Genomic DNA, 24552 nt, shown 5'->3' with positions numbered 1-24552 from the left:
CGGTCAGACGGCCTTGCCGCGCTTGCGGCGGAAATATGCGGTAAGCCGCATGCCGGCCTCCTCGCCCAGTACGCCGCCCAGCACTTCAACCCGGTGGTTGTGGCGCGGGTCCGCGAGCAGGTCGAACACGCTGCCCGCCGCACCGGTCTTGGGGTCGGTGGCGCCGTAGACGACACGGGCCACGCGCGCGTGCACCATCGCCATCGCACACATCGCACAGGGCTCCAGCGTCACGTAGAGCGTTGCGCCGAGCAGGCGGTGGTTGCCCACGCGCTGGCCTGCCTGGCGCATGGCCACGATCTCGGCATGCGCTGTCGGATCGCGTTCGGTGATGTTCCGGTTCCAGCCTTCGCCGAGCACTTCGCCTTCGGCCGACACCAGCACGGCGCCGACCGGGATCTCGTCGTCCTCGCGCTCGGCGCGTTCCGCCAGAGCGAGCGCGTGGCGCATCCAATGCTGGTCATTGGCCGATTCGAGCGTCACTGGGCGTAGGTCCAGGTTTTCGATTCACCGCCCTGGCTGAGTATGCGACCTGCACGGCGAATCAGTTTTTCCGTGCCGCGGCTGCGCGCGAGCATCGTATCGCCGATCTTGATGGTGCTGACCGCTTCAACCGTGGCCGTCTTGCGATCGTGCGACAACTCGATGCGCTTGATGTCGATATCAATCTCGGGACTGAGCAGCCCGCCTGTCACCTTGCCCAGACGCTCGAAGACCTTGAGCGATTTTTCCAGCTCTGTACAAGCCTCCTCGCGATCCATCGTGTCAGTCCGGGTACCCTCGGGACCGTAGCTCGTATCGACCAGGCGGTAGTCGTCGGTCATTCGGGAACAGATCGCTTCAGCATTGGAAGCCTGGGTCGCCTTGAGCTGTTCTCGATAAGCCTCGTGGATCGACGCCTCGGTCATGCGGCGACTGATGTCGAAGTACCACAGCGCCAGTCCCGCCAGAATGAGCAACAGCGCGATCTTCTTCATTTACCCTCCCTGTAAATGCGGTACCGCTCCTCGCGGTTACTCCCACTCGATGGTCGCGGGCGGCTTGCCGCTGATGTCGTAAACAACGCGAGAAACACCGCGCAACTCATTGATAATACGGTTGGAAACTCGCCCAAGGAACTCGTACGGCAGGTGTGCCCAGTGGGCCGTCATGAAGTCGATGGTCTCCACTGCACGCAGTGCGATCACCCACTCGTAGGCACGCGCGTCGCCGACCACGCCGACCGACTTCACCGGCAGGAACACGGCAAAGGCCTGGCTGACGCGGTCGTACAGGTCCGCCTTGCGCAGCTCGTCGATGAAGATGTGGTCGGCCTTGGCAAGCAGCTCGGCGTGCTCGCGCTTGACCTCGCCGAGGATGCGCACGCCCAGGCCGGGGCCGGGGAACGGATGGCGGTAGACCATGCTCTTGGGCAGGCCGAGCTCGACGCCGAGGCGCCGCACCTCGTCCTTGAACAGCTCACGCAGCGGTTCGACCAGACCGAGCTTCATGTCCTCGGGCAGGCCGCCGACGTTGTGGTGACTCTTGATGACGTGCGCCTTGCCGGTCTTGCTGCCGGCCGACTCGATGACGTCCGGATAGATGGTGCCCTGCGCCAGCCACTTGGCGTTGGCCAGCTTGGACGACTCTTCGTCGAAGATCTCGACGAACAGGTTGCCGATGATCTTGCGCTTGGCCTCCGGGTCTTCGACGCCGGCCAGCGCGTTGAAGTAACGGTCGGCAGCGTTGACACGGATGACCTTGACACCCATGTGCTCGGCGAACATCGCCATCACCTGGTCGCCCTCGTTCCAGCGCAGCAGGCCGGTGTCGACGAACACGCAGGTCAGCTGCTTGCCGATCGCCCGGTGCAGCAGCGCGGCGACGACCGACGAATCCACGCCGCCCGACAGGCCGAGGATGACCTCGTCGGAACCGACCTTGGCGCGCACTCGCTCGATCTGGTCGTCGATGATGTTGGCGGCGGTCCACAGCGTCTTGCAGCCGCAGATCTCACTGACGAAGCGGCGCAACAGGGTCAGGCCCTGCTTGGTGTGCGTAACCTCGGGATGGAACTGCACGCCGTACCAGCGCTTCTCTTCCAGGGCCATCGCGGCCACCGGGATGCGGTCGGTGACGGCGGTGATCGTCCAGCCCGGCGGCGCCTTGGCGACGTGGTCGCCGTGGCTCATCCAGACGTCGATGCGCGGCTCGCCATCGTGGTCGCTGAGGCCACCGAGCAGCGCGTCGTGCGCGACCAGCTCGACTTCCGCATGGCCGAACTCGCGTGCATCGGCGGCTTCGGTGGCGCCGCCCAGCTGCGCAGCCAGCGTCTGCATGCCGTAGCAGATGCCGAGGATCGGCAGCCCCGAATCGAAGACTTCTTGCGGCGCCTTCGGCGCGCCCTCGACTGTGGTCGACTCCGGGCCACCCGACAGGATGATGCCCTTGGCTCCGTAGGCGGCAATCTCGGACGGGTCGTGGTCCCAGGCCCAGATTTCGCAATACACACCGATTTCGCGGATGCGGCGGGCGATCAGCTGCGTGTATTGCGCGCCGAAGTCGAGGATCAGGATCTTGTCGCTATGGATGTCGGTCATGGGGGCCGTGCAAATGCTGGATGAATTTCAGAGGCACAAAACAAAGAAGGGAAACCTGCGTCTCCCTTCTTTGGTCACAACTCAACCCGCCCGATAGTTCGGCGGTTCCTTGGTGATCTGCACGTCGTGCACGTGGCTCTCGCGCGCACCGGCATTGGTGATGCGCACGAACGACGGCTTCTTGCGCATCTCCTCGACAGTCGCGCAGCCGACATAGCCCATCGTCGCACGCAGGCCGCCGGCCAGTTGATGGACGACGCCGCGGAGCGGGCCGCGGTACGGGACGCGGCCTTCGATGCCTTCCGGCACGAGCTTGTCTGCGTCGCTGGCGTCCTGGAAATAGCGGTCCTTGGAGCCCTGCTCCATCGCGCCCAGGCTGCCCATGCCGCGGTAGCTCTTGTAGCTGCGGCCCTGGAACAACTCGACCTCGCCCGGTGCTTCCTCGGTGCCGGCGAACAGACCGCCGATCATCACCGTGGAGGCGCCTGCGACGATCGCCTTGCCGATATCGCCGGAATAGCGAATGCCGCCGTCGGCGATCAGCGGGATGCGATCCTGCAGCGCCTCGGCGACCATCGACACCGCCGTGATCTGCGGTACGCCGACGCCCGCCACGATGCGCGTGGTGCAGATCGAACCCGGGCCGACGCCGACCTTGACCGCATCGGCGCCGTGGTCCATCAGCGCAAGCGCGGCATCGCCGGTGACGATGTTGCCGCCGATGACCTGCAACTGCGGGAAGTTCTTCTTGACCCACTTCACGCGGTCGAGCACGCCCTGCGAATGGCCGTGCGCGGTATCGACCACGACCACGTCGACGCCCGCCGCAGCCAGCGCTTCGACGCGCGCTTCGGTGTCGCCGCCGACGCCCACTGCGGCGCCGACCAGCAGGCGCTCGCTGGTGTCGTAAGCGGCGTTGGGGTTGTCCGACTTCTTCTGGATGTCCTTGACGGTGATCAGGCCGCGCAGCTCGAAGCCGTCGTTGACCACCAGCACCTTCTCGATGCGGTGCTTGTGCAGCAGGCTCAGGACCTCTTCGTCGGTGGCGCCTTCGCGCACCGTCACCAGGCGGTCCTTCTTGGTCATGATGTGGCGGACCGGATCGTCGAGCTTCTTCTCGAAGCGCATGTCGCGACTGGTGACGATGCCGACCAGCTGGCCGCCCTCCACCACCGGCACGCCGGAGATGTTGCGGGCGCGGGTGAGCTTGAGCACCTCGGCGATCGTGGTCTCGGGGCCGACAGTGAACGGCTCCTTGATCACGCCCGCCTCAAACTTCTTGACCGAGGCGATCTGCGCGGCCTGCGCCTGCAGGCTCATGTTCTTGTGGATGATGCTCATGCCGCCAAGCTGCGCCATCGCGATCGCGAGGCGTGCTTCGCTGACGGTGTCCATGGCCGCCGACACGATCGGCAGGCGGATGGTCAGGTCGCGGGTAAGGCGGGTCGAGAGCGAGACGTCCTTGGGCAGGACCGTCGAGTGGGCCGGAACGAGCGAAACGTCGTCGTAGGTCAGTGCTTCAGCCTGGATACGCAGCATGGGCGGGGGCCGGGAGGATGAAGCGCGCCATTGTAACCCGTTCCGGCTCCCGCTTGCTCGCTTGCACGGTGGGAAGCCGCGTTCCAGCCGCGCAATGACGGCCCGGATCCCCCTGCGCCTCAGTGCGCGGGCGACCAGCCCCGCCCGGAATCGGCCGCATCGGCCGCTTCCAGCGTGTTCTGCATCAGCGTGGCCACGGTCATCGGGCCCACGCCGCCCGGCACCGGCGTGATCCAGCTGGCGCGTTCAGCCGCCGCGGCGAAGCCGACGTCGCCCACCAGGCGGCCATCGTCCAGGCGGTTGATGCCCACGTCGATCACCACTGCGCCCGGCTTCACCCATTCCCCTGGAATGAGGTCCGGGCGGCCGACGGCCACGACCAGGATGTCGGCATTGCGCACCGAGGCCTCCAGCACCGATGCCGGGGTGAACTTGTGGCAGCAGGTGACGGTGCACCCGGCGATCAGCAGTTCCAGCGCCATCGGCCGGCCCACGTGGTTGGAGACACCCACGATCGTCGCGCTCTGCCCCCGCACCGGCCGGTCGGTATATGCCAGCAACGTGGTGATGCCGCGCGGCGTGCACGGCCGCAGGCCGAACTGGCGCAGCGCCAGGTGGCCGACGTTCTCGGGGTGGAAGCCATCCACGTCCTTGCGCGGGTCGATACGGTGGATCAGTTCGGTCGCGTCGCGGCGGTCCGGCAGCGGCAATTGCACCAGGATTCCGTGGACGTCGGGGTCGGCGTTGAGGCGGTCGATCAGGGCCAACAGGTCCTCGTTGCTGGTTTCCGCCGGCAGGTCGTAATCGATCGCGCGGATGCCCACTTTTTGCGCCGCCCGACGTTTGTTCCGGACATAGACACTGGAGGCCGGATCGTTGCCCACCAGCACCACCGCCAGCCCGGGGCGCGTCTTGCCCGATGCCACGCGGGCATCGACCTGCGCCTTCAGGTTGTCGAGCAGATCCTCGGCAATGCGCTTGCCGTCGAGGATGCGGGCCGTGGAAGCTGTGGGAATCGAACCGGTCATCGCGGAGGCTGGGTTAAAGTCGAAGGCGCGCATTATCGCCCAAGGAGCCCGCGAACTCGCTGGTTCCGAAGAATCGACACCTCGCCCCGCCGCGACGGAGGCCACCATGACCGAAACCGATTTCGAAACCACCCAGATCGAAGCCGCCGCGTTTCGCCGTCTGCTCCAGCATCTGATGCAGGAACGCCCGGACGTGCAGAACATCGACCTGATGATCCACGCGGGCTTCTGCCGCAACTGTCTGTCCGACTGGTACCGCGAGGCCGCCGAGCAGCGCGGCATCACGATGACCAAGGACGAAGCGCGCGAGCAGGTCTATGGCGTGCCGTTCGCGCAATGGAAGGCCGAGCACCAGAAAGAAGCCACGCCGGAACAATTGGCCGCCTTCGAGGCGGCGCAGCGCCAACATCGGGGGTGAACCATGCGTCGCAAGCCGTTGCTGGGTCTGGCCGCACTGCCCTTGCTGGGCTATGCGGCGATGTGCGTCTGGATGTTCGCCAGGCAGCGCAACATCATCTACCTGGCCCGTGAAACGCGGATCCACGCCGGTCTGACCGATTTCACCCTGGAACGCGATGGCGTGACGCTACGCGGCTGGGTAGTGAAACCGGGGCTGCCCAACCCGGTGATCTACTTCGGCGGCAACGCCGAACGCATCGAGAACCGCCGTGACCAGCTGGCGCGCCTGCTGCCCGGACGCAGCATCTACCTGCTGGCGTATCGAGGCTACGGCGCCAGCAGCGGCGAACCGACCGAGGCGGGCCTGATGGGCGATGCACTCGCCCTGTTCGACCATGTCCAGGCCCAGCATCCGGACCAGCCGGTCAGCGTGATCGGGACCAGTCTTGGCACCGGTGTGGCGAGTTTCGTGGCCTCGAAGCGCCCCGTGGCGCGGCTGGTGCTGGTGGCACCGTTCGACTGCCTCGCCGACGTCGCCCAGGCCCGCTACCCGCTGTTGCCGGTACGCTGGATGGTGAAGGACCGCTTCGACTCAGCCACGCACCTGCGCGGCTATGACGGGCCGGTGATGGTGCTTCGCGCCGCGCAGGACGACGTGATCCCGGTCGCCAGCACCAATCGGCTGATTTCGGTATTGGCGCGACCGCCGCACGTCGTCGAGCTGCCCTATGCGGACCACTCCACGATCGGCAGCGATCCGGCACTGGAAGGCGCGCTGGTCGGCTTCCTGCAAGCGGATTTACCGCAGCCCGTCGAAGTCGTCCTGGCCAGGAGCGCGTAGGGCCCGGTCAACCCGCGCAGAACTGCACGTAGTCGATGTAACCGGGGAACTCGCGCCCGGCCGCACACACCGGGCAATGCGGATCGGCACGCAACCGGGTCTCGCGGAAGCGCATGCCCAGCGCATCGAAATGCAGCAACCGGCCCGTGAGCGATTCGCCCTGGCCGAGGATCAGCTTGATCGCCTCGGTTGCCTGCAGCAATCCGATCACGCCGGGCAATACGCCCAGCACGCCGGCTTCGGCGCAGTTCGGAGCGGCCTCCGGCGGCGGCGGCTCCGGGAACAGGCAGCGATAGCACGGCGCATGCCCCCGATCTCGTCCCGCATCGAACACGCTGACCTGCCCTTCGAAACGATGCACCGCGCCATACACCAGCGGCTTGCCCAGCTTCACGCAAGCGTCGTTGAGCAGATAGCGCACCGGGAAGTTGTCGGCGCCATCGATCACGACGTCGGCATCGGCAATCAGGCGTTCGACATTGGCCGCGGTGACGCGCTCGGGGAAGGCCTCGATCTTCACCTGGGGATTGAGCGCGGACAGCGCGATGCGCGCCGATTCGACCTTGGGTGTGCCGATGCGCGCGTCGGTGTGAAGAATTTGCCGCTGCAGGTTGCTGCGGTCGACGACGTCATCATCGGCCAGCACCAGCGTGCCGATGCCGGCCGCCGCGAGGTAATAGCCCGCTGGCGATCCGAGCCCGCCGGCGCCGACCATCGCGATGCGTGCGGCCTGCAACTTTCGCTGCCCGGCCTCGCCCACTTCCGGCAGTCGCAGGTGGCGCGAATAGCGGTCGTAGAAATCGACATCGATGTCAGGCCGTGTCAACGGAAGGCCTTCGGCAATCCAGCGGGTAGTGCCGCCTTCCACCGACGCGACGCGCCGGTAGCCGGCCTGCACCAGCGCTTCGGCGGCCTTGAGTGAACGCCCGCCGGACTGGCAGATCAGCAGCACCGGTGCTTCGACGTCGGGCAGTGCCGAACGGGGATCGGCTTCCAGGTCGGCGCGTGCGATGCCCAGCGCGCCAGTGGCGAAGCCTGTCACGCGCTCATGCGATTCGCGCACGTCGACCAGTGCCGCACCGGCGCGCAGGCGTTCCAGGGCTTCGGCGGGCGTAATGCGTTCGATGTTCATGTGGTCATTATCGCGCCTTCCGGCCGACGGATCAGGCGTAGCGAAGCACCTGCACGACCTCGCCTGCGGCCAGCCTCTGCGGACCGTCCGGCACGATGATCAGTGCATTGGAGTCGGCCACCGCGCGCAAACGGTGCGAACCGACCGCAGGGTTCGGATCGGCACGAAGGACGCCGCGCTCATCGCAGAAGACCTGGGCACGCATGAACTCGCGGCGCGGGTGGCTCTTGTCGATCGGAGCCACCAGCTGCGCCCATTCCATCGGACGCGGCTCGGTGCGGCCCTGCAGCCCGTCGATTACGGCCCGGCCCAAGCCCAGGTACGTGGCGAAGACCGACACCGGGTTGCCCGGCAGCCCCAGTATCCGCGCCTGGTCCATGCTCCCGAACAGCAGCGGCATGCCCGGCTTCATCCGGACTTTCCAGAAATGGATCTGCCCGAAGGTTTCGACCACTGAAGGGATGTGGTCTTTCTCGCCGGCCGAAACCGCGCCGCAGGTGATGATCAGGTCGAACGCACACGCGGCGTCACGCAGCGCGATCTCGACCGCGCGTGGATCGTCAGGCAGTCGCGGCCATGCGGTGGGCTCGAGGCCGTCGGCGCGCAGCAGGCCCATCAGCAGGTCGCGGTTGCTGTCGTATATCTCGCCTGGTGCGAGCGGCATGCCGGGTTGGACCAGTTCGTCGCCGCTGGTGAACACCGCGACGGTCGGCTTGCGCGTTACCGGCAGCGACGACACGCCCAGCGATGCCGCCAGCGACACTCTGGCCGGAGACAGCCACTGCCCGGCGCTCAGCACCAGGTCGCCAGCGGCGACGTCTTCGCCAGCCTTGCGGACATTCGCGCCCAGCGCGATGTCGCCGGGAACGACGACCTGGTCGCCGTCGATGCGTGCATGCTCCTCGCGGGCATTCTCCTTGATCACCACCGTATCCGCGCCGGCCGGCATCGGCGCACCGGTGGTGATGCGCACGCATTCGCCCTCGCCCACCGTGAGCCCGAGTGCCCGGCCCGCAAACTGCTCGCCCGACAGCCGCAGCGGCACCTCGCCCTCATGCAGATCGACATGACGCAGCGCGAAGCCATCCATTGCGCTGTTGTCGAACGGAGGCAACGCGATTGGCGCTCGAAGATCGGCAGCCAGCACGCGTCCGTGCGTGCGCGACAGCGCCAGGGTCTCGGCCTCGAGGCGATGCCGTGCCGACACCTCGCGCGCGATGGCCAATGCTTCGTCGAACAGCAGTCCGGTGGGGAATCCAGTCATGGAGTATCGCTGCCGATCCCGGCAGCCGTCAGGTCGCCGGGGGTATTGAGGTTGCCGAAGCGTACGCCGTCGAAGCGCACGGCCGCCATGCCCAACGTGGCCTGCAGCGCGTGCACGGCCATCTCGCGCGCCGCGATTGCCTGCTCAACGGCATCGCGCAGTGCCACTACGCGCCACAGCGCAACGAGGGGCTGCGGGCCGTCGTCGTCGACGGCGAACGCGCCGTTGTCTCCGGTCATCGCCACGAGCGTCGGCAGCAGGCACTCGTTGACGCCCACCAGGTCGACAGGGATCGTCACCAGCCATGGCGTTGCGCAGGCAATGGCCAGCGCGTCCAGGCCGGCTAAAGGCCCGAGATCGGTGCCCGCACGATCAGGCACCGCCCTCATGCCCAACGGCGCATAACGATCGAGGTTGCGGTTTGCGCTGACCAGCACGCTCGCTGTCTCGCCAGCGAAACGCCGGTGCCAGCGCACGACCTGCGCCACACCGTCGCGCTCGAGCCAGGCCTTGTCGATGCCACCGAGCCGGCTGGCGCGGCCGCCGGCGAGAATGCCGAGGGTGATATCGGACGGTGTCATGGCCTGAGCGTAGCGAACGTCATCCCGTGGCAATCGTCATCCCGGCGAACGCCGAGACCCATTCTGCTCTTGCGCAGACCAGCGGATGACGCTTCGGCAAGGCCACGCGCAAGCGCGTGGGCCGAAACGTCACTTGCCGCGCTTGACGTGCTTGATCAGGCGGCGCTTCTTGGCGACCTGGCGCTCGGTGAGGACGTTCTTCTTGCCCTCGTACGGGTTGGTGCCTTCCTTGAACACAAACCGTACCGGCGTGCCGACCAGCTTGAAACGCTTGCGGAAGAAATTCTCGAGGTAGCGCTTGTAGGTGTCGCCCAACGTGCGCAGGCGCGTGCCATGCACGATGAACGTCGGCGGGTTGCTCTGCGCCGGATGGGCATAGCGCAACTTGGCAACATGGCCGCGCACGGTCGGCGGCGGGTTGGTCTCGTAGGCGATCTCGAGCGCCTTGTTGACCTCGCTGGTGCTGAACTCGTGCGTCGCCGAGGCGTGCGCGCGATGGATCGCCTTGAACAGCTCGCGCAGGCCCGAGCCGTGCTTGGCGCTGATGCGCACCGCTTCGGCCCAGTCAACGAACCCCAGCTTGCGCGCCAGCAGCGCCTCGGCCTGCTGACGCTGGTAGTCGGTGAGGCCGTCCCACTTGTTGATGGCGACCACGAGGGCGCGGCCGGCGTCGAGCGCATAGCCCAACACGCTGGCGTCCTGGTCGGTAACGCCCTCGCCGGCGTCGAGCATGATCACCGCGACCTGGCATTCCTCGATCGCGCGCAGTGTCTTGACGATGGAGAACTTCTCCACCACTTCCTCCACCCTCGACTTGCGGCGCAGGCCGGCAGTGTCAATCAGGCGGTAGAGGCGGCCATCGCGTTCCATGTCGATCGACACGGCGTCGCGAGTGGTGCCCGGGACGTCGGAGGCGATCATCCGCTCTTCGCCCAGAAGGCGGTTGACCAGCGTCGACTTGCCGACGTTGGGACGGCCGATGAAGGCCACGCGTATACGCGACGGATCGGCATCCAGTTCGGTCGCCGCGCCCGTTTCAGGCAGCTTCGCCAATGAATGGTCGATCAGCGTGTCGATGCCCTGCCGATGCGCCGACGACACCGCCACCACGTCACTGAAGCCATAGCGCGCGAAATCGTTGATCGCGGCCTGAACGTCGAGTCCGTCGGTCTTGTTGATCACCAGCGTCGTCGGACGCGCCGACTTGCGCAGCCACTTAAGGATGTCGTCGTCCAGCGCCGAGGCGCCTTCACGGCCGTCGACGACGAACAGCACCAGGTCGGCCTCTTCCGCGGCGGCACGGGCCTGGCGCGCGGTGGCACCGGCCAGTCCTTCGTCCTCACCGGCGATACCGCCGGTGTCGACAAGCGCGAATGCCGGCTTGCCTTCCGGACGGCACACACCGTAGTTGCGGTCGCGCGTTACGCCGGGCTGGTCGTGGACCAGGGCGTCGCGGCTGCGCGTGAGCGCGTTGAACAGCGTGGATTTTCCGACGTTGGGACGGCCAACGAGGGCGACTAGCGGAAGCATGGGAAACCTACCCGATCAAAATGGAAACGCCCCGGCCTGGGCCGGGGCGGGCCGGGTCGCTTCCCGGCAGATTACTGCGCGATGGTGAACGCGGTCAGTTCACCGTCGACGTTTTGCACCAGCAGCACACCGTCGGCGACGACCGGCGCGGCGCGCAGCGGCTTTCCGCCGACGCGCTCGCGGGCGGCGAACTCGCCATTATCCAGCTTCAGCCAGTGCACGTAACCGTCGTAGTCGCCGACCACGGCGTAGTCGCCCTGAACCACGGCGCCGGTCAGGCTGCGGCGGGCCAGACCCGGCTGCTGCCACAGGGCGCTGCCACCGGCCTTGTCGATGCCGAACACGAGGCCGTCGCGGTCGGTGACCACGATGCGATCGCTGCCCACGCCGATCCGGCCCGCACCGCCGTGGTCGCTCGACCACATCGGACGACCGCTCGGGGCATCGATGGCAAGGGTCTGCTTCTTGAAGCTGGTGGCGTACAACGTGGTGCCTTCCAGCACCGGCGTACCGTCCACGTCGGACATGCGATCCAGTTCGGTGCGGCCTTCGGCCTGGCCGATGGCCTGGTCCCAGATGGTCCGGCCGTCGCTGGCTGCCAGCGCGCTGACCGTGCCATCGTCGTTGCCGACGAAGACATATCCCGGGCCCAGCAGCGGCGCATCGTTGCCGCGCACCGACAGGGCCGGCACGTCGTGCACCCAGAACCAGCGGCGCTCACCGGTGGCCGCATCGAAGGCGGTCACGCGGCCGTCGTTGCTGCGCACCAGCACGACGCCCATGCCGACGGTCGGTGCGGCGATGACCTCGTTGGGCACTTTTGCACGCCATTTCTCGGTACCGGATGCCGCGTCGAGCGCGATCACCTGGCCGTCGAGATCACCGACCACGACAAGACCGTCACCGGCTCCTGGGCCGCCCGACAGGAGCAGGCCCGACTTCTTCTCCGGCTTGAACTCCCACACCTGCTTGCCGGTCTGGAGGTCGAACGCGCTCACGCCGCCCTCGATGGCCGCGGCATAGACGCGGCCGTCGGCCACGGCGGGGCCCTGGCGAACGCCCATGCGCCCCTCGCCCTTGCCGGCATTGGCCGACCACAGCTTGGCGATCTTCACCGTAGGCGTGATGTTGGTGAGCTCCATCGGCTCGGTCGGCTTGGCATCGTCCTTCTTGCTTCCAAACCAGCCCTTGACCGTCGTGCAGCCGCCGAGCGCGATCGCGCACAGCAGTACCAGGGAGGAACGGAGCAGCGTCGAGCTGGGCTTCATCAGGACTTGGCCTCGGGCTTGGCGGGCGTACCACCGGCTTCGGTGAGTTTGAGTTCGAGCAGGCGGCGCTGCGGCGAAGCGACGTCGAGCTTGGTCAGCGCCTGGGTGTAATCCTGGCGGGCCTGCTCGAGCTTGCCGAGTGCGAACTGCGCGTCGCCTCGCACCTCGATCGCGGCCGGGCTGGTGGCGTTGGCGACCAGCTTGAGCGCTGCGTCGGCCTGCTTGGCGTCGATCAGCAGGCGTGCCAGGCGCAGATTGACGACTTCGGCAATGGCCGGATCGTCGCTCTTCACCGCCTTCAACGTGGCGATCGCGGCATCGCGCTGGTTCGCGTCGACCTGCGACTTGGCCAGTTCCAGCGAAGCCAGCGTGTGATAGATGTTCTGGCCGCCCTGCGCGAGCGCCTTGACCTGGTCGGTCGCCTTCGCGTCCTTGGCCTCGATGGCATCCATGGCCGCCTGGTATTGCGTAGCGGCATCAAGCCGCTTCTGCTCACCGTGCTGCTCCCACCACTTCCAGCCGCCGATGGCCGCCAGACCGAGCAGGATTCCGCCGATCAGACCGGCGCCATTATTACGAAGCCACTGCTGGACGCGTTCGCTTTGTTCGTGTTCGTCGAGAAGATCGTCGATCGCCATGCTGCCTCGCCCCGCCTTGCGGCAGGGCCCGAAGTTGATGCACGAGCCCGGTGCAGGCCGTGGAATGGAATGACCCGCAACGCGGGTCAGTCGGTGACCGGCGCGAGGGAACCGTCAGAGGATAGCGTAAAGCGCGCCACGTTCGCTCGGCTGAACGACGTCAGATCGACCGGCTTGCCGGCCTGCTGCACCTGCACGGCGGAAGAATTGCCGAGCACGACCTTGCCGACTTCGCCTGCGGCGTAGGTCCGCTGCTGGCCAGCGGCCAGCAGGCCCTTCTCGAGCGTGCTGCCATCGGGTGCGAAGACCTGCACCCAGCTTTCGCCGGTGAAGTTGAGAGACAACGCAGGCTGGGAGGCCTGCGTGGGCATCGGCGCCATGGACGCGATGACCGGGGTGCGCTGCGCAGCCTGCTCGGCCGATTCGACCGGGGCGCTGCCTGCCGGGGTCGGCGTGGAAGGAACTTCCAGCGACTGCACGGCGACCTTGTTGCTGAGGTGCGGCCGGGTCGCGAGCCAGACCGGCACGGCGATGGCCGCGGTCATGACGATGTAGATCGCGCGGCGGGTGACGTGCTCGAACACGCGCTGGTAGCGCGGCGTGTGACTATGGCTGACGAGCACCGACGGCGAGGCCGGCGGAGCGGTCTGCTCCAGCCAGGAATCGGCATCCACATTGAGCAGGCGGGCGTAGCTGCGGACTTGGCCGCGCACGAACACCGGAGCTCCCAGCGGAGTCCAGTCGTCCGACTCCAGCGTCTGGATCACGCGGTTCGGCATCTTCAGGCGCGCGGACACTTCTTCCACGGAAAGACCAGCGGCCTCGCGCGCCTGTTTGAGACGTGCGCCGTAACTGACGCTACCCGCAGGAGCGACTTCGATCGACGACATCATTGCTTACCCTCTTCCCCTATTCCGGAGCCCCGCGCAGTGGGGAACTCCGCCCTTAGTCGCTGAACGTACTTATCTGCGGCGGCCTTGTCGCCGAGTTTTTCTTCGATCTGTGACGCAAGCTGCAAGGAACGTGCGTCGGCCGGCCCCGCAGCGAGACGGCGTTCAGAAAATGCCCGGGCCTCGAAGGCCCGCCCAGCCCGGAGCTCGCGTTCGGCCAAGGCCGACAGCGCCACCACATTGTCCGGATCCATTGTGACGGCCCGTCGCAGGTCGCGATCGGCGCGGATACCCTGCCCGGCCTGGTCGGCACAGGCACCGGCATTGGCCAGCGCCACGGAGGGTGAGCCATAAGTCGGATCGGCGAGCGCGCGGTCGAACCACGCCAACGACTCGGCCTGACGGGCACTGGCGCAGAGCCAGGTCCCGTAATTGTTGAGAGTGGCACCCCGATCGGGCGCCAACTCGACGGCGCGCTGGTAGTACGGCCCAGCGCCCTTGGTATCGCCGCCTCGCTCCTTCGCCACGGCGATGAGCGTATTCGCGTCGACCGATGCAGGGTCACGCTTGAGTGCCTGACGGGCTTCCCGCTCTGCCGCGACGTAGTCGCCCTGCATCAGCTTTGACTGCGCCAATTGCAGGTGCTGGCGCGCCTCGACGGTTTCGCGCGAGCGTCGGTTCTCGCCCACGGCGACTTCCGGCGCAACTCGATCGAAACCCTTGCGGGTGGCGTCCGGCTTTACGAATGTCAGCCGGTTGCACGACGTGGAGAGCAATGCTGCAACCACGACCAGCATCACGACAGGAGCGGCAGCGCCCCGTAGCGCTACGCCGAAGGATCGAAGGATGCGGGCCTCAGGCCGCGGCATCGTCGACTCCCTGCTCGGCCAGCCGTTTGCGGAACTCGGCCTGCCGGCGCGTGCGGTCCATCACCTGCCCCTTGAGCTGACCACAAGCGGCATCGATGTCGTCGCCGCGGGTACGGCGGACGGGCGCGATCATTCCCGCTTCGTTGAGCAGCTTCTGGAACGAGCGGATCGCGGCATCCTCCGGGCGCTCGAATCGCGTGCCCGGGAACGGATTGAACGGGATGAGGTTGACCTTCGCGGCATCCTTCATCTGCACCGCGTTGTCGAACTGACGCAGCAGGCGGACCAACTGGCGCGCGTGCTGCGGCTGGTCGTTGACGCCCTTCATCAGCGTGTACTCGAAGGTGACCGAGGTGCCGCGCTTGCGCAGTGCGTAGCGCACGCAGGCCGCCATCAGTTCTTCGATCGGGTATTTCTTGTTGAGCGGCACGAGTTCGCTGCGCAGCTCATCATTGGGCGCATGCAGCGACACGGCGAGCGAAACGTCGCTCTCTTCGCCCAGGCGGTCGATCATCGGCACCATGCCGGCCGTCGACAGCGTGACGCGCTTGTTGGCCAAGCCGTAGCCGAGATCGTCGCGCATGATGCTCATCGCGCGCACGACATTGTCGAAGTTCGCCAGCGGCTCGCCCATGCCCATCATCACGACGTTGGTGAGCTTGCGCTGCTGGTGCGGGACGTTGCCGAGGTGGCGTGCGGCCACCCAGACCTGGCCGATGATTTCGGCGGTCGACAGGTTGCGGTTGAAGCCCTGGGTCGCGGTCGAGCAGAACTGGCAGTTCAGCGCGCAACCCACCTGCGAGGACACGCACAGCGTGCCGCGTCCCTTGTCGGGGATGAACACCGTCTCGATGGCATTCTTCGGATCCATGCCGAGCAGCCACTTGTGGGTGCCGTCATTGGAAGCCTTGTCGAAGACGACCTGCGGTACGCGCACTTCGGCATGCTGCTCGAGCTTGGCGCGCAGCGCCTTGCCCAGGTCGGTCATCTCGCTGAAGTCGGTGACGTAGCGGTGGTGGATCCACTTCATCACCTGGTGCGCGCGGAATTTCTTCTCGCCGAGCGTCTCTTCGAAGAAACGCTCGAGAGAAGCACGATCGAGGTCGAAAAGGTTCATCTTCTCGGCCCCGATCGCGCCCTTGGCGGCCACGCCAGCCGCAACGCGCGCAGCCGAATCGGTCGCCGCGGCATTGCCTGCCTCGGCGAGCGTGAGTTCGATGCTGTCGCGTTGCGTGGTCATGGCCTTTGCGTCAGATCAGCGAGCGTAGACGTCCGTCGCCGGGAAGAAGTACGCGACTTCGATCGCGGCATTCTCCAGGCTGTCCGAGCCGTGCACGGCATTGGCATCGATGCTGTCGGCGAAGTCGGCGCGGATCGTGCCCGGCGCGGCGTCCTTCGGGTTGGTGGCGCCCATCAGGTCGCGGTTCTTGAGCACGGCATTGTCGCCTTCGAGCACCTGGACCATCACCGGGCCGGAGATCATGAACTCGACCAGCGCGCTGAAGAACGGACGCTCACGGTGAACGGCGTAGAAGCCTTCGGCTTCCTGCTTCGAGAGCTGCTTCATCTTGGAAGCGACGACCTTCAGGCCGGCCTTCTCGAAACGGGTGTAGATCTCACCGATGACGTTCTTGGCGACGGCGTCGGGCTTGATGATGGACAGGGTGCGCTCCAGCGCCATGGATACTCTCCGGGTAGGCGGGCCCGCGAACCTTCAGTTCGCGCCCGAGGATAACAGAAAAACCCGCGTCAGGACGCGGGTTTAGCCCACAAGGCTCCGGTAATTCTAGCGGATTGGAACGGTGATTTGCAGGGTCTGGCCGAAGTTTCCATTGACGGTTCAGGCACGAGGGGCATAGCATCAAACAAGCGTTTGATTCAGCCCGGAGCAATCGACGAGCCCATGGCCAGCACTGCCCACTTCTCCACCAAAGACCGCATCCTCGGAGCCGCCGAGGAACTGTTCGCCCAGTTCGGTTTCTCCGGCACCTCGCTGAGGCAGGTCACCAGCCGCGCCGATGTGAACATCGCCGCGGTCAATTACCACTTCGGCAGCAAGGAAAACCTGATCAACGAGGTGTTCCGCCGGCGCATGGACGAAATGAGCGTCCAGCGGCTGGGCGCGCTCAAGGCCGCACTGGAGCAGCATCCTGGCGAGTTGGAGCCGATCCTCGCAGCATTCGTGCAACCGGCCCTGGCCATGGCCCAGGACCGTCACGGCGGTGGCGCCTTCGTGCGCGTCGTCGCCCGCGCCTACGCTGAAAAGAACGACCGCCTGCGCAAGTTCCTGTCCGATCACTACGGCCATGTCCTGCGCGAGTTCGCCAAGGCCATCGCCGGCTGCGTGCCGGGCCTGACCAAGGAAGAACTGTATTGGCGCCTGGATTTCCTGGCCGGCGCCCTGACCTATGCCATGGCCGACTTCGGCCTCATCAAGCGACCTGCCGGTGTCACGGAAGCGGTCCATCGTGAACGTGCCGCTGCGGAACTGATCCGCTTCGCCGCGGCCGGATTCAAGAGCTGACCCTAGCCTAATCCTTTTTGTAACAAGGACTTGAAACAAATGTCTAACAAACTGCTTGTACGTCGAGCCGCCGTGCTCGGCGCCGGCGTGATGGGCGCCCAGATCGCTGCCCACCTGACCAATGCCGGTGTCGACACAGTCCTGTTCGATCTCCCCGCGAAGGAAGGCGACCCCAATGGCATCGTCGCCAAGGCGATCGCCAACCTCGGCAAGCTCAGCCCGGCGCCGCTGGCGACCAAGTCGGTCGCCGAGCGCATCACCGCGGCCAACTATGAGACCGGCCTGGAACAGTTGCGCGGCTGCGACCTGATCATCGAGGCCATCGCCGAGCGGATGGACTGGAAGCAGGACCTCTACAAGAAGATCGCCCCGTTCGTCGCCGATCACACGGTGCTGGCGAGCAATACCTCGGGCCTGGGCATCAACAAGCTGGCCGAGGTACTGCCGGAGCAACTGCGCCATCGCTTCTGCGGCGTGCATTTCTTCAACCCGCCGCGCTACATGCACCTGGCCGAACTGATCCCGGCCCGCACGACCGACGCCTCCGTGCTGGAGGGCCTCGAGACCTTCCTGACCACCACCCTCGGCAAGGGCGTGGTCATTGCCAAGGACACGCCGAACTTCATCGGCAACCGCATCGGCGTGTTCTCGATGCTGGCCGGCATGCACCACACCGAGCAGTTCGGTCTCGGCTTCGACACCGTCGACGCCCTGACCGGCCCGGCCATTGGCCGCCCGAAGTCCGCGACTTATCGCACGGCGGACGTGGTTGGCCTGGACACGATGGCCCACGTCATCAAGACCATGGCCGACACGCTGCCGGAAGACCCTTGGCATGCCTACTTCCAGGCGCCGAAGTGGTTGTCGGCGCTGATCGAAAAGGGCGCGCTGGGCCAGAAGAGCGGCGCCGGCGTGTACACCAAGCGCGGCAAGGACATCCTGGTGCTGGACCTCAAGGCACAGGACTATCGCGCTTCGGCAGGCGAACTCGATGAAGGCGTCGCGGCCCTTCTCAAGGAGAAGGACCCGGCGAAGAAGTTTGCCGCGCTGCGCGGCAGCGAGCATCCGCAGGCGCAATTCCTGTGGGCGATCTTCCGAGACACCTTCCACTACAGCGCCTACCACCTGGAGTCGATCGCCGACACCGCGCGCGACGTCGATTTCGCCATGCGCTGGGGCTACGGCTGGTCGATGGGTCCGTTCGAGTCGTGGCAGGCGGCCGGCTGGAAGCAGGTCGCCGACTGGATCGCCGAGGACATCGTCGCCGGCAAGGCGATGAGCGCCGCACCGCTGCCGAACTGGGTGTTCGACGGCCGCGATGGCGTTCACGGCACAGCCGGCAGCTACAGCCCGGCCCGCAACGCCAACGTGCCCCGCTCGTCCAACCCGGTCTATGCGCGCCAGCGTTTCCCCGATCCGCTGATCGGCGAGAAGTTCTCGCAGGGCCGCACCGTGTTTGAGAACGACGGCGTGCGGATGTGGGCCGACGAGGGCGACGACATCGCCGTGGTCAGCTTCAAGACCAAGTTGCACACCGTCAACGACCACGTGCTCAACGGCCTGCAGGAAGCCATCGCCATTGCCGAGCGCGACTTCGCCGGCCTGGTGATCTGGCAGCCGAAGGAGCCGTTCTCCGCGGGCGCCGATCTTGCCGGCGCGCTGGGTCTGCTGCAGGCCGGCGACGTGAAGGGCTTCGAGGCGATGGTCGCCAACTTCCAGGCTACCAGCCAGCGCATCAAGTACGCGCTGGTGCCGGTGGTCGCGGCCGTTCGCGGCCTGGCGCTGGGTGGCGGCTGCGAGTTCCAGATGCATGCGGCCAGGACCGTCTTCGCACTGGAGAGCTACATCGGCCTCGTCGAAGCCGGTGTCGGCCTGCTGCCCGCCGGCGGCGGCCTGAAGGAGTTCGCGGTGCGCGCTTCCGAAGCCGCAGGCCCGGGCGGTGATGTGTTCGCCCAACTCAAGACGGCGTTCGAGAGCGTGGCGATGGGCAAGGTATCGGCTTCCGCGTTCGAAGCACGGGAACTGAAGCTCGCACGCGACAACGATGCGGTCGTTTTCAACGCGTTCGAACTGCTGCACGTCGCCAAGGCCCAGGCCCGTGCGCTGGCCGAAAACGGCTATCGCCCGCCCCTACCCGCCCGCCGCATCCAGGTCGCCGGCGATGTCGGCATCGCCACCTTCAAGATGATGCTGGTGAACATGCTCGAAGGCCGCTTCATTTCTCAGCACGACTACGAGATCGCGACCCGCATCGCCACCGTGCTCTGCGGCGGCGAAGTCGACCGTGGCGCGCTGGTCGACGAGGAATGGCTGCTCAAGCTCGAACGTGAACACTTCGTCGCGCTTGCGCAGATGCCCAAGACGCAGGAACGCATCGCGCACATGCTCAAGACCGGCAAGCCGCTGCGCAACTGAGCGACGACGACACAGGACCGAAGACAATGACCAAGCAAGTTCAAGACGCCTACATCGTCGCCGCCACCCGCACGCCCGTCGGCAAGGCGCCGCGCGGCGTATTCCGCAACACCCGCCCCGACGAGATGCTGGCGCACGCGCTGAAGTCCGTCGTCGCCCAGGCGCCAGGCATCGATGTCGGCCGCATCGACGACGCGATCATCGGCTGCGCCATGCCCGAAGGCGAGCAAGGCATGAACGTGGCTCGCATCGGTGCACTTCTGGCCGGGCTGCCCAACACCATGGCCGCGCAGACGATCAACCGTTTCTGCTCGTCCGGCTTGCAAGCCGTCGCTCTGGCGGCCGACCAGATCCGCCTCGGCAACGCCGACCTGATGCTGGCCGGCGGCACGGAGTCGATGTCGATGGTGCCAATGATGGGCAACAAGGTCGCGTTGAGCCCGCAGGTGTTCGCCAAGGACGAGAACGTCGCGATCGCCTACGGCATGGGCATCACCGCCGAGAAGGTCGCCGAGGAATGGAAGGTCTCGCGCGAGGACCAGGATGCGTTCGCGCTGGCCTCGCACCAGAAGGCCATCGCCGCGATCCAGGCCGGCGAGTTCAAGTCCGAGATCTCACCGTATGAAGTGATCTCGCGCATCCCGGACCTCGTGGGCAATACGGTCCGTACGAAGAAGATCATCGTCGAGAACGACGAAGGTCCGCGTCTGGACACGTCGCTCGAGGGATTGGCCAAACTCAGGCCAGTGTTCCGCAACGGCCAGTTCGGCGGGTCCGTTACCGCCGGCAACAGTTCGCAGATGAGCGACGGCGCTGCGGCCGTGCTGGTGGCCTCCGAACAGGCCATCAAGGACTACGGCCTGACCCCGCTGGCGCGCTTCGTCAGCTTCTCGGTGGCTGGCGTGCGCCCTGAAGTAATGGGCATCGGCCCGATCGCGGCGATTCCGAAGGCGCTCAAGCAGGCGGGCCTGACCAAGGATCAGCTCGACTGGATCGAACTCAACGAAGCCTTCGCCGCACAGGCGCTGGCCGTCATCCGCGACTCCGGCCTCGACCCGTCCAAGGTCAATCCGCTCGGTGGTGCCATCGCGCTCGGCCACCCGCTGGGCGCCACCGGTGCGATCCGCACTGCGACGATCGTGCACGGCCTGCGCCGCCGCCTGCAGAAGTACGGCATGGTGACGATGTGCATCGGCACCGGCATGGGCGCGGCGGGTATCTTCGAGTCGCTCTGACTGGCTGGTTAGCAAGCGTACGAAGCGGGCGGCTTGTGCCGCCCGTTTTTTGTTTCAAGCCATGCGGGTTCCGTCGGGCACGCGACGTTCGACCGTCGTAATCACGACCCCGTCCTCGGTGTGGAAGCCTGTGAGCAGGAACTCCGAGACGAAGGGCCCTACCTGCTTTGGCGGAAAGTTGATCACGCCGACGATCTGGCGGCCCACGAGCTGATCGGCTTCGTACAACTGCCGAATCTGCGCACTGGACTTCCTGACTCCGTGTGGTCCGAAATCGACCCACAGCTTCCAGGCCGGCTTTCGCGCCTCCGGGAATTCCTCAGCACGCAGTACCGTGCCCGCGCAGATCAGGACCTTCTCGAAATCGGCCCATTGGATCGTGTCTTGCGCACTCATCCCGTTCGCTTCACGTAATGGCTGACGACGTCACAGTTCATCACGCCAATAGGACAGCCGCTTCCATTGCCTGACGGACGGACTGGACATGCCGGAGGCCCGCGGGTTTCATGGCGCCGTACCGGGGAGAACATCGTGGAAATCCATCGCGCCGACAAGGCCTATCGCTCTCGCACCCTGTGGCTGCTGGCGATCATCGTGATGCTGTGCGCGCTGTTGCTGTGGCAGCTGAACCTGTGGCTGCGCGGCGTCACCGAGCACCTGGGCAGCAGCAATCCCGAGACCCTCCGGCACTGGCTGCGCATGCTGTTCACCGGTCTGGGCCTTGCACTCGCCGTGCCCGCTGCGGGACTCGGCCTGGGTCTTCGCCGCCTTGGATACGCCGCCCGCCTCCAGGGGCGGTTCCCGCCGCAGGATTGGAAAACGCTGCGCGACGTCCGCGTGCTTCGCGACCGCCCTGCGCTCGTCTGGGCGCGCCGCGTGGAACGGCTGGGCTTCAGCGCCCTGGTTCTGGCCCTCGGGCTGCTGGCCTGGGTCGCTTGGGCGTGGTGGCGCTACAGCAGCAGCTGAGCGCCGCCATCCCCGACGTCAGCCTCAGCCCAGGTCTTCGACGCCGAGTTCGCCCAATGCGTTCTGCATCAACTGGCGTGCGGAATCGCTGAGCGTCTCGTGGTCGAGCGCGTAGCGGATCGTGGCCTCGATCAGGCCGATATGGGTTCCGCAGTCGAAGCGCGTGCCCTGGAAACGGTAGGCATTCACCACCGAATCTCCGAGTAGCGCCGCAATGGCGTCCGTAAGCTGGATCTCCCCGCCCGCTCCCGGCGTCGTACGTTCCAGCAGCTCGAATATCCGCGGACTCAGGACATAACGGCCGACCACCGCCAGGTTGCTCGGTGCATCCTCGGGCTTGGGCTTCTCGACGATGGCACTGATCCGCCCCTGGCGCGCCTTGAACGCATCGGTTGCCACGATGCCGTAACTGCCCGTCTGTTCACGCGGCACGTCCTGCACTGCGATGACGCTGGCACCCGAAGCCTCGGCGGCATCGGCCATCTGCTTGAGTGCACCCGGGCCGCCGCGGTTCCAGATCAGATCGTCCGGCAGCAGCACGGCGAACGGTTCGTCGCCAACGATCGGCTTGGCGCACAGCACTGCGTGCCCCAGCCCCAACGCCTCGGCCTGCGTGACGAAGACGGCCCTCACGCCGGGCGGAAGAACGTTGCGGATCAGCTCCAGCTGCTCCTGCTTGCCGGCGCGCTCGAGCTTCTGCTCGAGTTCATAGGCCTTGTCGAAGTAGTCAGCCACCGCGTGCTTGTAGCGGTTGGTGACGAAGATCAACGTGTCGCAGCCGGCTTCCACAGCCTCGTCCACGGCATACTGGATCAGTGGCCGATCGACGATCGGCAGCATCTCTTTCGGAACGGTCTTGGTGGCAGGGAGAAAACGAGTGCCCAACCCGGCTACCGGGAACACGGCCTTGCGAACACGCACCGACATCAAATCTTCCTTGCGTTACGAGCGGGAAAAGCAACCACGGTCGAAGAACCGGTGTACGTGGCGGCGTGCTGTCCAATCGGCCGGAACTCCGGCACCGCGGCATGCAGCCATTCGGCAAGCGCTTCGCGGTCATAACGCGCGCTGGCGGCACGCAACTCTGCGATCGCGCCCTGCACCGCCGCAGCCTCGACTTCGCGAGGCTCCGCCAGGAGGATCTTCGGATGGAACGTCGGGCGATAGCGCTCGTCCGCATGGAACAGCGTTTCGTGCAGCTTCTCGCCGGGACGCAGGCCGGTGTAGACGATCGCGATATCGCGTCCTGGCTGCTTGCCAGCCAGGCGGATCATCTGCTCGGCCAGTAGCCGGATCGGCACAGGTTCGCCCATGTCGAGCGTGTAGATCGCCTCGTGCGTGCCGATCGCCGAAGCCTGCAGGATCAGCTGGCAGGCCTCCGGAATCGTCATGAAGAAGCGGGTAACTTCCGGATCGGTGACCGTAACCGGGCCGCCTCTGCGGATCTGTTCGCGAAACAGCGGAACCACGCTGCCAGCGGAGTCCAGCACGTTGCCGAAGCGCACGGTCACAAAACGGGTGGAATGCTGCGCGGCGAGCGCCTGGCACATCATCTCGGCAAGGCGCTTGGTCGCGCCAAGGACATTGGCCGGATCGACGGCCTTGTCGGTGGAGATGAGAACGAACGTGCCCACACCAGCATCGCAGCAGGCCCGGGCCACGGTGTCGGAGGCCAGCACGTTGTTGCGCACGGCCTCTCGAAGCTGTGCTTCGAGTACCGGGACCTGCTTGTAAGCCGCGGCATGGAAGACAGCCTCAGGCTCGGCCTTCGACAAAGCGTACGAAATCACCGCCTGGTCACCACAGTCGCCGAGGATCGGCAGCAACTCGACGTCGGGGAAATCCCGTCGCAGCGAGGCTTCAATCGTCATCAGCGAGAGCTCGTCGATCTCCAACAGCGTGATCCTGCGAGCGCCATGGCGCGCACACTGTCTGCAAAGCTCGGAGCCGATCGAGCCGCCTGCGCCGGTGACCAGAACCGAGCGTGCGCCCAGCCATCCTCGAATGGCCTTCCAGTCCGGCAGGACAGGCTTGCGACCGAGGAGGTCCTCGATGGCGACTTCCTTGAGTTCGCCCGGCAGTGAACGGCCTTCCAGCACATCCTGCAGACGCGGCACCATGCGGAACGGCACACCGGTTCGCTCACACGCCATGACCACTCGTTGCAGCGCGCTGGCATCGACCGACGGCATGGCGATCACCAACAGCTTCGCGGCGGTCTCGCGCGCGATCTCGGCGACGTCCTGCACCCGGCCGAGCACCGGCACGCCCTGCACCTTGGTGCCACGCAGGCGGATGGCGTCGTCGATGAAGCCCACCGGCTGGTAGGTTCCGAAACGCCGCAGATCGCGCACCAGCGCCTCGCCGGCATGTCCTGCGCCGAGGATCAGGATGCGGACGGAGTTCATCCGCAGGTTTTCGTTCTGTGCGTCCTTCCACGCGCGGTAGAGCAGGCGCGGCGCACCCAGCAATCCCATCAGCACCAGCGGATAGAGCACCAGGACCGTACGAGGGACGAAATCGAGCCGGTTATAGAGGAACAACCCCAGCACGATTGCGAACAGACCCAGTACGCAGGCCTTAAAAATGTTCCACAGGTCGGGAACGCTGGCGAAACGCCACAGGCCGCGGTACAGGCCGACTTGCCAGAACACCAGGGCCTGCGAGACCAGCACCAGCAGGATTTCGGTCGACCACAGGGGTATACGGGGAGGATGGGCCAGGACGCCCAGACGCAACCAGTGAAGGCCCAGCCACGTCACCCAGACCATGGCGAGGTCGTGCGCGACGACCGCCACTCGCGGTCCAGCGCTTTTCCATTTGTCACGCCAAAACGCCATTCCCTGACCTGTCC

At 66.1% G+C, this 24552-nt stretch carries 24 protein-coding genes; 6 read left to right on the top strand and 18 right to left on the bottom strand.

Annotated elements, in window-relative coordinates:
• Positions 1-3: 3 nt before the first annotated feature.
• From tadA to folD, 5 genes are all read right to left on the bottom strand, one after another.
• Positions 4-483 (bottom strand): tRNA adenosine(34) deaminase TadA, encoded by a 480-nt coding sequence (tadA, locus tag IU514_RS12270; RefSeq protein ID WP_324187832.1) that lies wholly within the window; start codon positions 481-483, stop codon positions 4-6.
• A complete protein-coding gene (locus IU514_RS12265) occupies positions 480-977 on the bottom strand; it encodes a hypothetical protein (RefSeq protein ID WP_194931394.1) in 498 nt (165 codons plus the stop codon). The genes tadA and IU514_RS12265 overlap by 4 nt, the downstream gene beginning before the upstream one ends.
• A 36-nt stretch (positions 978-1013) precedes the next feature.
• Entirely contained in the window at positions 1014-2579 is a 1566-nt protein-coding gene (gene guaA / locus IU514_RS12260) for a glutamine-hydrolyzing GMP synthase (protein WP_194931393.1), read from the bottom strand.
• 81 nt (positions 2580-2660) lie between these two features.
• Positions 2661-4118 (bottom strand): IMP dehydrogenase, encoded by a 1458-nt coding sequence (gene guaB, locus IU514_RS12255; protein ID WP_194931392.1) that lies wholly within the window; start codon positions 4116-4118, stop codon positions 2661-2663.
• Between the two features lie 119 nt (positions 4119-4237).
• Positions 4238-5146 carry a bifunctional methylenetetrahydrofolate dehydrogenase/methenyltetrahydrofolate cyclohydrolase FolD gene (folD, locus tag IU514_RS12250; RefSeq protein WP_194931391.1) on the bottom strand — a complete coding sequence of 303 codons (909 nt, stop codon included), beginning with the start codon at positions 5144-5146 and terminating at the stop codon, positions 4238-4240.
• Positions 5147-5252: 106 nt separating this feature from the next.
• On the opposite strand from folD, the gene IU514_RS12245 reads away from it, so the two are divergent.
• Together IU514_RS12245 and IU514_RS12240 are read left to right on the top strand one after the other, a co-directional pair.
• Complete coding sequence (locus tag IU514_RS12245; protein WP_194931526.1) at positions 5253-5564, top strand: DUF1244 domain-containing protein; 312 nt, start codon at positions 5253-5255, stop codon at positions 5562-5564.
• Between the two features lie 3 nt (positions 5565-5567).
• Complete coding sequence (locus IU514_RS12240) at positions 5568-6386, top strand: alpha/beta hydrolase (protein ID WP_194931390.1); 819 nt, start codon at positions 5568-5570, stop codon at positions 6384-6386.
• Between the two features lie 7 nt (positions 6387-6393).
• On the opposite strand, the gene moeB is transcribed toward IU514_RS12240, so the two are convergent.
• The 10 genes from moeB to ndk all read right to left on the bottom strand — a co-directional run bounded on the left by moeB (position 6394) and on the right by ndk (position 16239).
• Positions 6394-7518: a molybdopterin-synthase adenylyltransferase MoeB gene (gene moeB / locus IU514_RS12235; RefSeq protein ID WP_194931389.1), complete on the bottom strand. Its 1125-nt coding sequence runs from the start codon at positions 7516-7518 to the stop codon at positions 6394-6396.
• Between the two features lie 31 nt (positions 7519-7549).
• The gene (locus tag IU514_RS12230) at positions 7550-8782 is read right to left on the bottom strand and encodes a molybdopterin molybdotransferase MoeA (RefSeq protein ID WP_194931388.1); all 1233 of its coding nucleotides are present in this window, start codon (positions 8780-8782) and stop codon (positions 7550-7552) included.
• Complete coding sequence (gene mobA, locus IU514_RS12225; RefSeq protein WP_194931387.1) at positions 8779-9363, bottom strand: molybdenum cofactor guanylyltransferase; 585 nt, start codon at positions 9361-9363, stop codon at positions 8779-8781. The genes IU514_RS12230 and mobA overlap by 4 nt, the downstream gene beginning before the upstream one ends.
• Before the next feature lie 129 nt (positions 9364-9492).
• Positions 9493-10893: a ribosome biogenesis GTPase Der gene (gene der, locus IU514_RS12220; RefSeq protein WP_194931386.1), complete on the bottom strand. Its 1401-nt coding sequence runs from the start codon at positions 10891-10893 to the stop codon at positions 9493-9495.
• A 71-nt stretch (positions 10894-10964) separates the two neighbouring features.
• Positions 10965-12161 (bottom strand): outer membrane protein assembly factor BamB, encoded by a 1197-nt coding sequence (bamB, locus tag IU514_RS12215; RefSeq protein WP_194931385.1) that lies wholly within the window; start codon positions 12159-12161, stop codon positions 10965-10967.
• Positions 12161-12799, bottom strand: coding sequence for a YfgM family protein (locus tag IU514_RS12210; protein WP_194931384.1), 639 nt, complete (start codon positions 12797-12799; stop codon positions 12161-12163). The genes bamB and IU514_RS12210 overlap by 1 nt, the downstream gene beginning before the upstream one ends.
• Positions 12800-12885: 86 nt before the next feature.
• The gene (locus tag IU514_RS12205) at positions 12886-13689 is read right to left on the bottom strand and encodes a RodZ domain-containing protein (protein ID WP_194931525.1); all 804 of its coding nucleotides are present in this window, start codon (positions 13687-13689) and stop codon (positions 12886-12888) included.
• Positions 13689-14486: a type IV pilus biogenesis/stability protein PilW gene (pilW, locus tag IU514_RS12200; protein ID WP_194931383.1), complete on the bottom strand. Its 798-nt coding sequence runs from the start codon at positions 14484-14486 to the stop codon at positions 13689-13691. Before pilW ends, IU514_RS12205 begins: the two co-directional genes overlap by 1 nt.
• 58 nt (positions 14487-14544) lie before the next feature.
• A complete protein-coding gene (rlmN, locus tag IU514_RS12195) occupies positions 14545-15675 on the bottom strand; it encodes a dual-specificity RNA methyltransferase RlmN (RefSeq protein ID WP_228760711.1) in 1131 nt (376 codons plus the stop codon).
• 138 nt (positions 15676-15813) lie between these two features.
• Complete coding sequence (gene ndk / locus IU514_RS12190) at positions 15814-16239, bottom strand: nucleoside-diphosphate kinase (RefSeq protein WP_194931381.1); 426 nt, start codon at positions 16237-16239, stop codon at positions 15814-15816.
• Between the two features lie 222 nt (positions 16240-16461).
• Between ndk and IU514_RS12185 the strand changes: the two genes are divergently transcribed.
• From IU514_RS12185 to IU514_RS12175, 3 genes are read left to right on the top strand one after another with little or no spacing between them, the layout of a single operon-like run.
• A complete protein-coding gene (locus tag IU514_RS12185) occupies positions 16462-17082 on the top strand; it encodes a TetR/AcrR family transcriptional regulator (protein ID WP_194931524.1) in 621 nt (206 codons plus the stop codon).
• 39 nt (positions 17083-17121) lie between these two features.
• Positions 17122-19497, top strand: a complete 2376-nt coding sequence (locus IU514_RS12180; RefSeq protein ID WP_194931380.1) for a 3-hydroxyacyl-CoA dehydrogenase/enoyl-CoA hydratase family protein — start codon at positions 17122-17124, stop codon at positions 19495-19497.
• A gap of 26 nt (positions 19498-19523) precedes the next feature.
• Positions 19524-20732 (top strand): acetyl-CoA C-acyltransferase, encoded by a 1209-nt coding sequence (locus tag IU514_RS12175; protein ID WP_194931379.1) that lies wholly within the window; start codon positions 19524-19526, stop codon positions 20730-20732.
• Between the two features lie 54 nt (positions 20733-20786).
• On the opposite strand, the gene IU514_RS12170 is transcribed toward IU514_RS12175, so the two are convergent.
• Complete coding sequence (locus tag IU514_RS12170) at positions 20787-21128, bottom strand: tRNA-binding protein (protein ID WP_194931378.1); 342 nt, start codon at positions 21126-21128, stop codon at positions 20787-20789.
• A gap of 135 nt (positions 21129-21263) precedes the next feature.
• Here IU514_RS12170 and IU514_RS12165 point away from each other — a divergent pair, with 135 nt between their 5' ends.
• Positions 21264-21698 (top strand): hypothetical protein, encoded by a 435-nt coding sequence (locus IU514_RS12165; protein WP_194931377.1) that lies wholly within the window; start codon positions 21264-21266, stop codon positions 21696-21698.
• 24 nt (positions 21699-21722) lie between these two features.
• Here IU514_RS12165 and galU read toward each other — a convergent pair whose 3' ends face one another.
• A complete protein-coding gene (gene galU, locus IU514_RS12160) occupies positions 21723-22625 on the bottom strand; it encodes a UTP--glucose-1-phosphate uridylyltransferase GalU (protein WP_194931376.1) in 903 nt (300 codons plus the stop codon).
• On the bottom strand, positions 22625-24538 hold the full coding sequence (locus IU514_RS12155) for a polysaccharide biosynthesis protein (RefSeq protein WP_194931375.1): 1914 nt from the start codon (positions 24536-24538) through the stop codon (positions 22625-22627). Before IU514_RS12155 ends, galU begins: the two co-directional genes overlap by 1 nt.
• Positions 24539-24552: the final 14 nt, after the last annotated feature.

The organism is Lysobacter niastensis (assembly GCF_015453285.1).
Taxonomy (GTDB): domain Bacteria; phylum Pseudomonadota; class Gammaproteobacteria; order Xanthomonadales; family Xanthomonadaceae; genus Lysobacter_J; species Lysobacter_J niastensis.
Note: the sequence above shows the minus strand (reverse complement) of the source record. Positions and strands in the feature narration are given on the sequence as shown.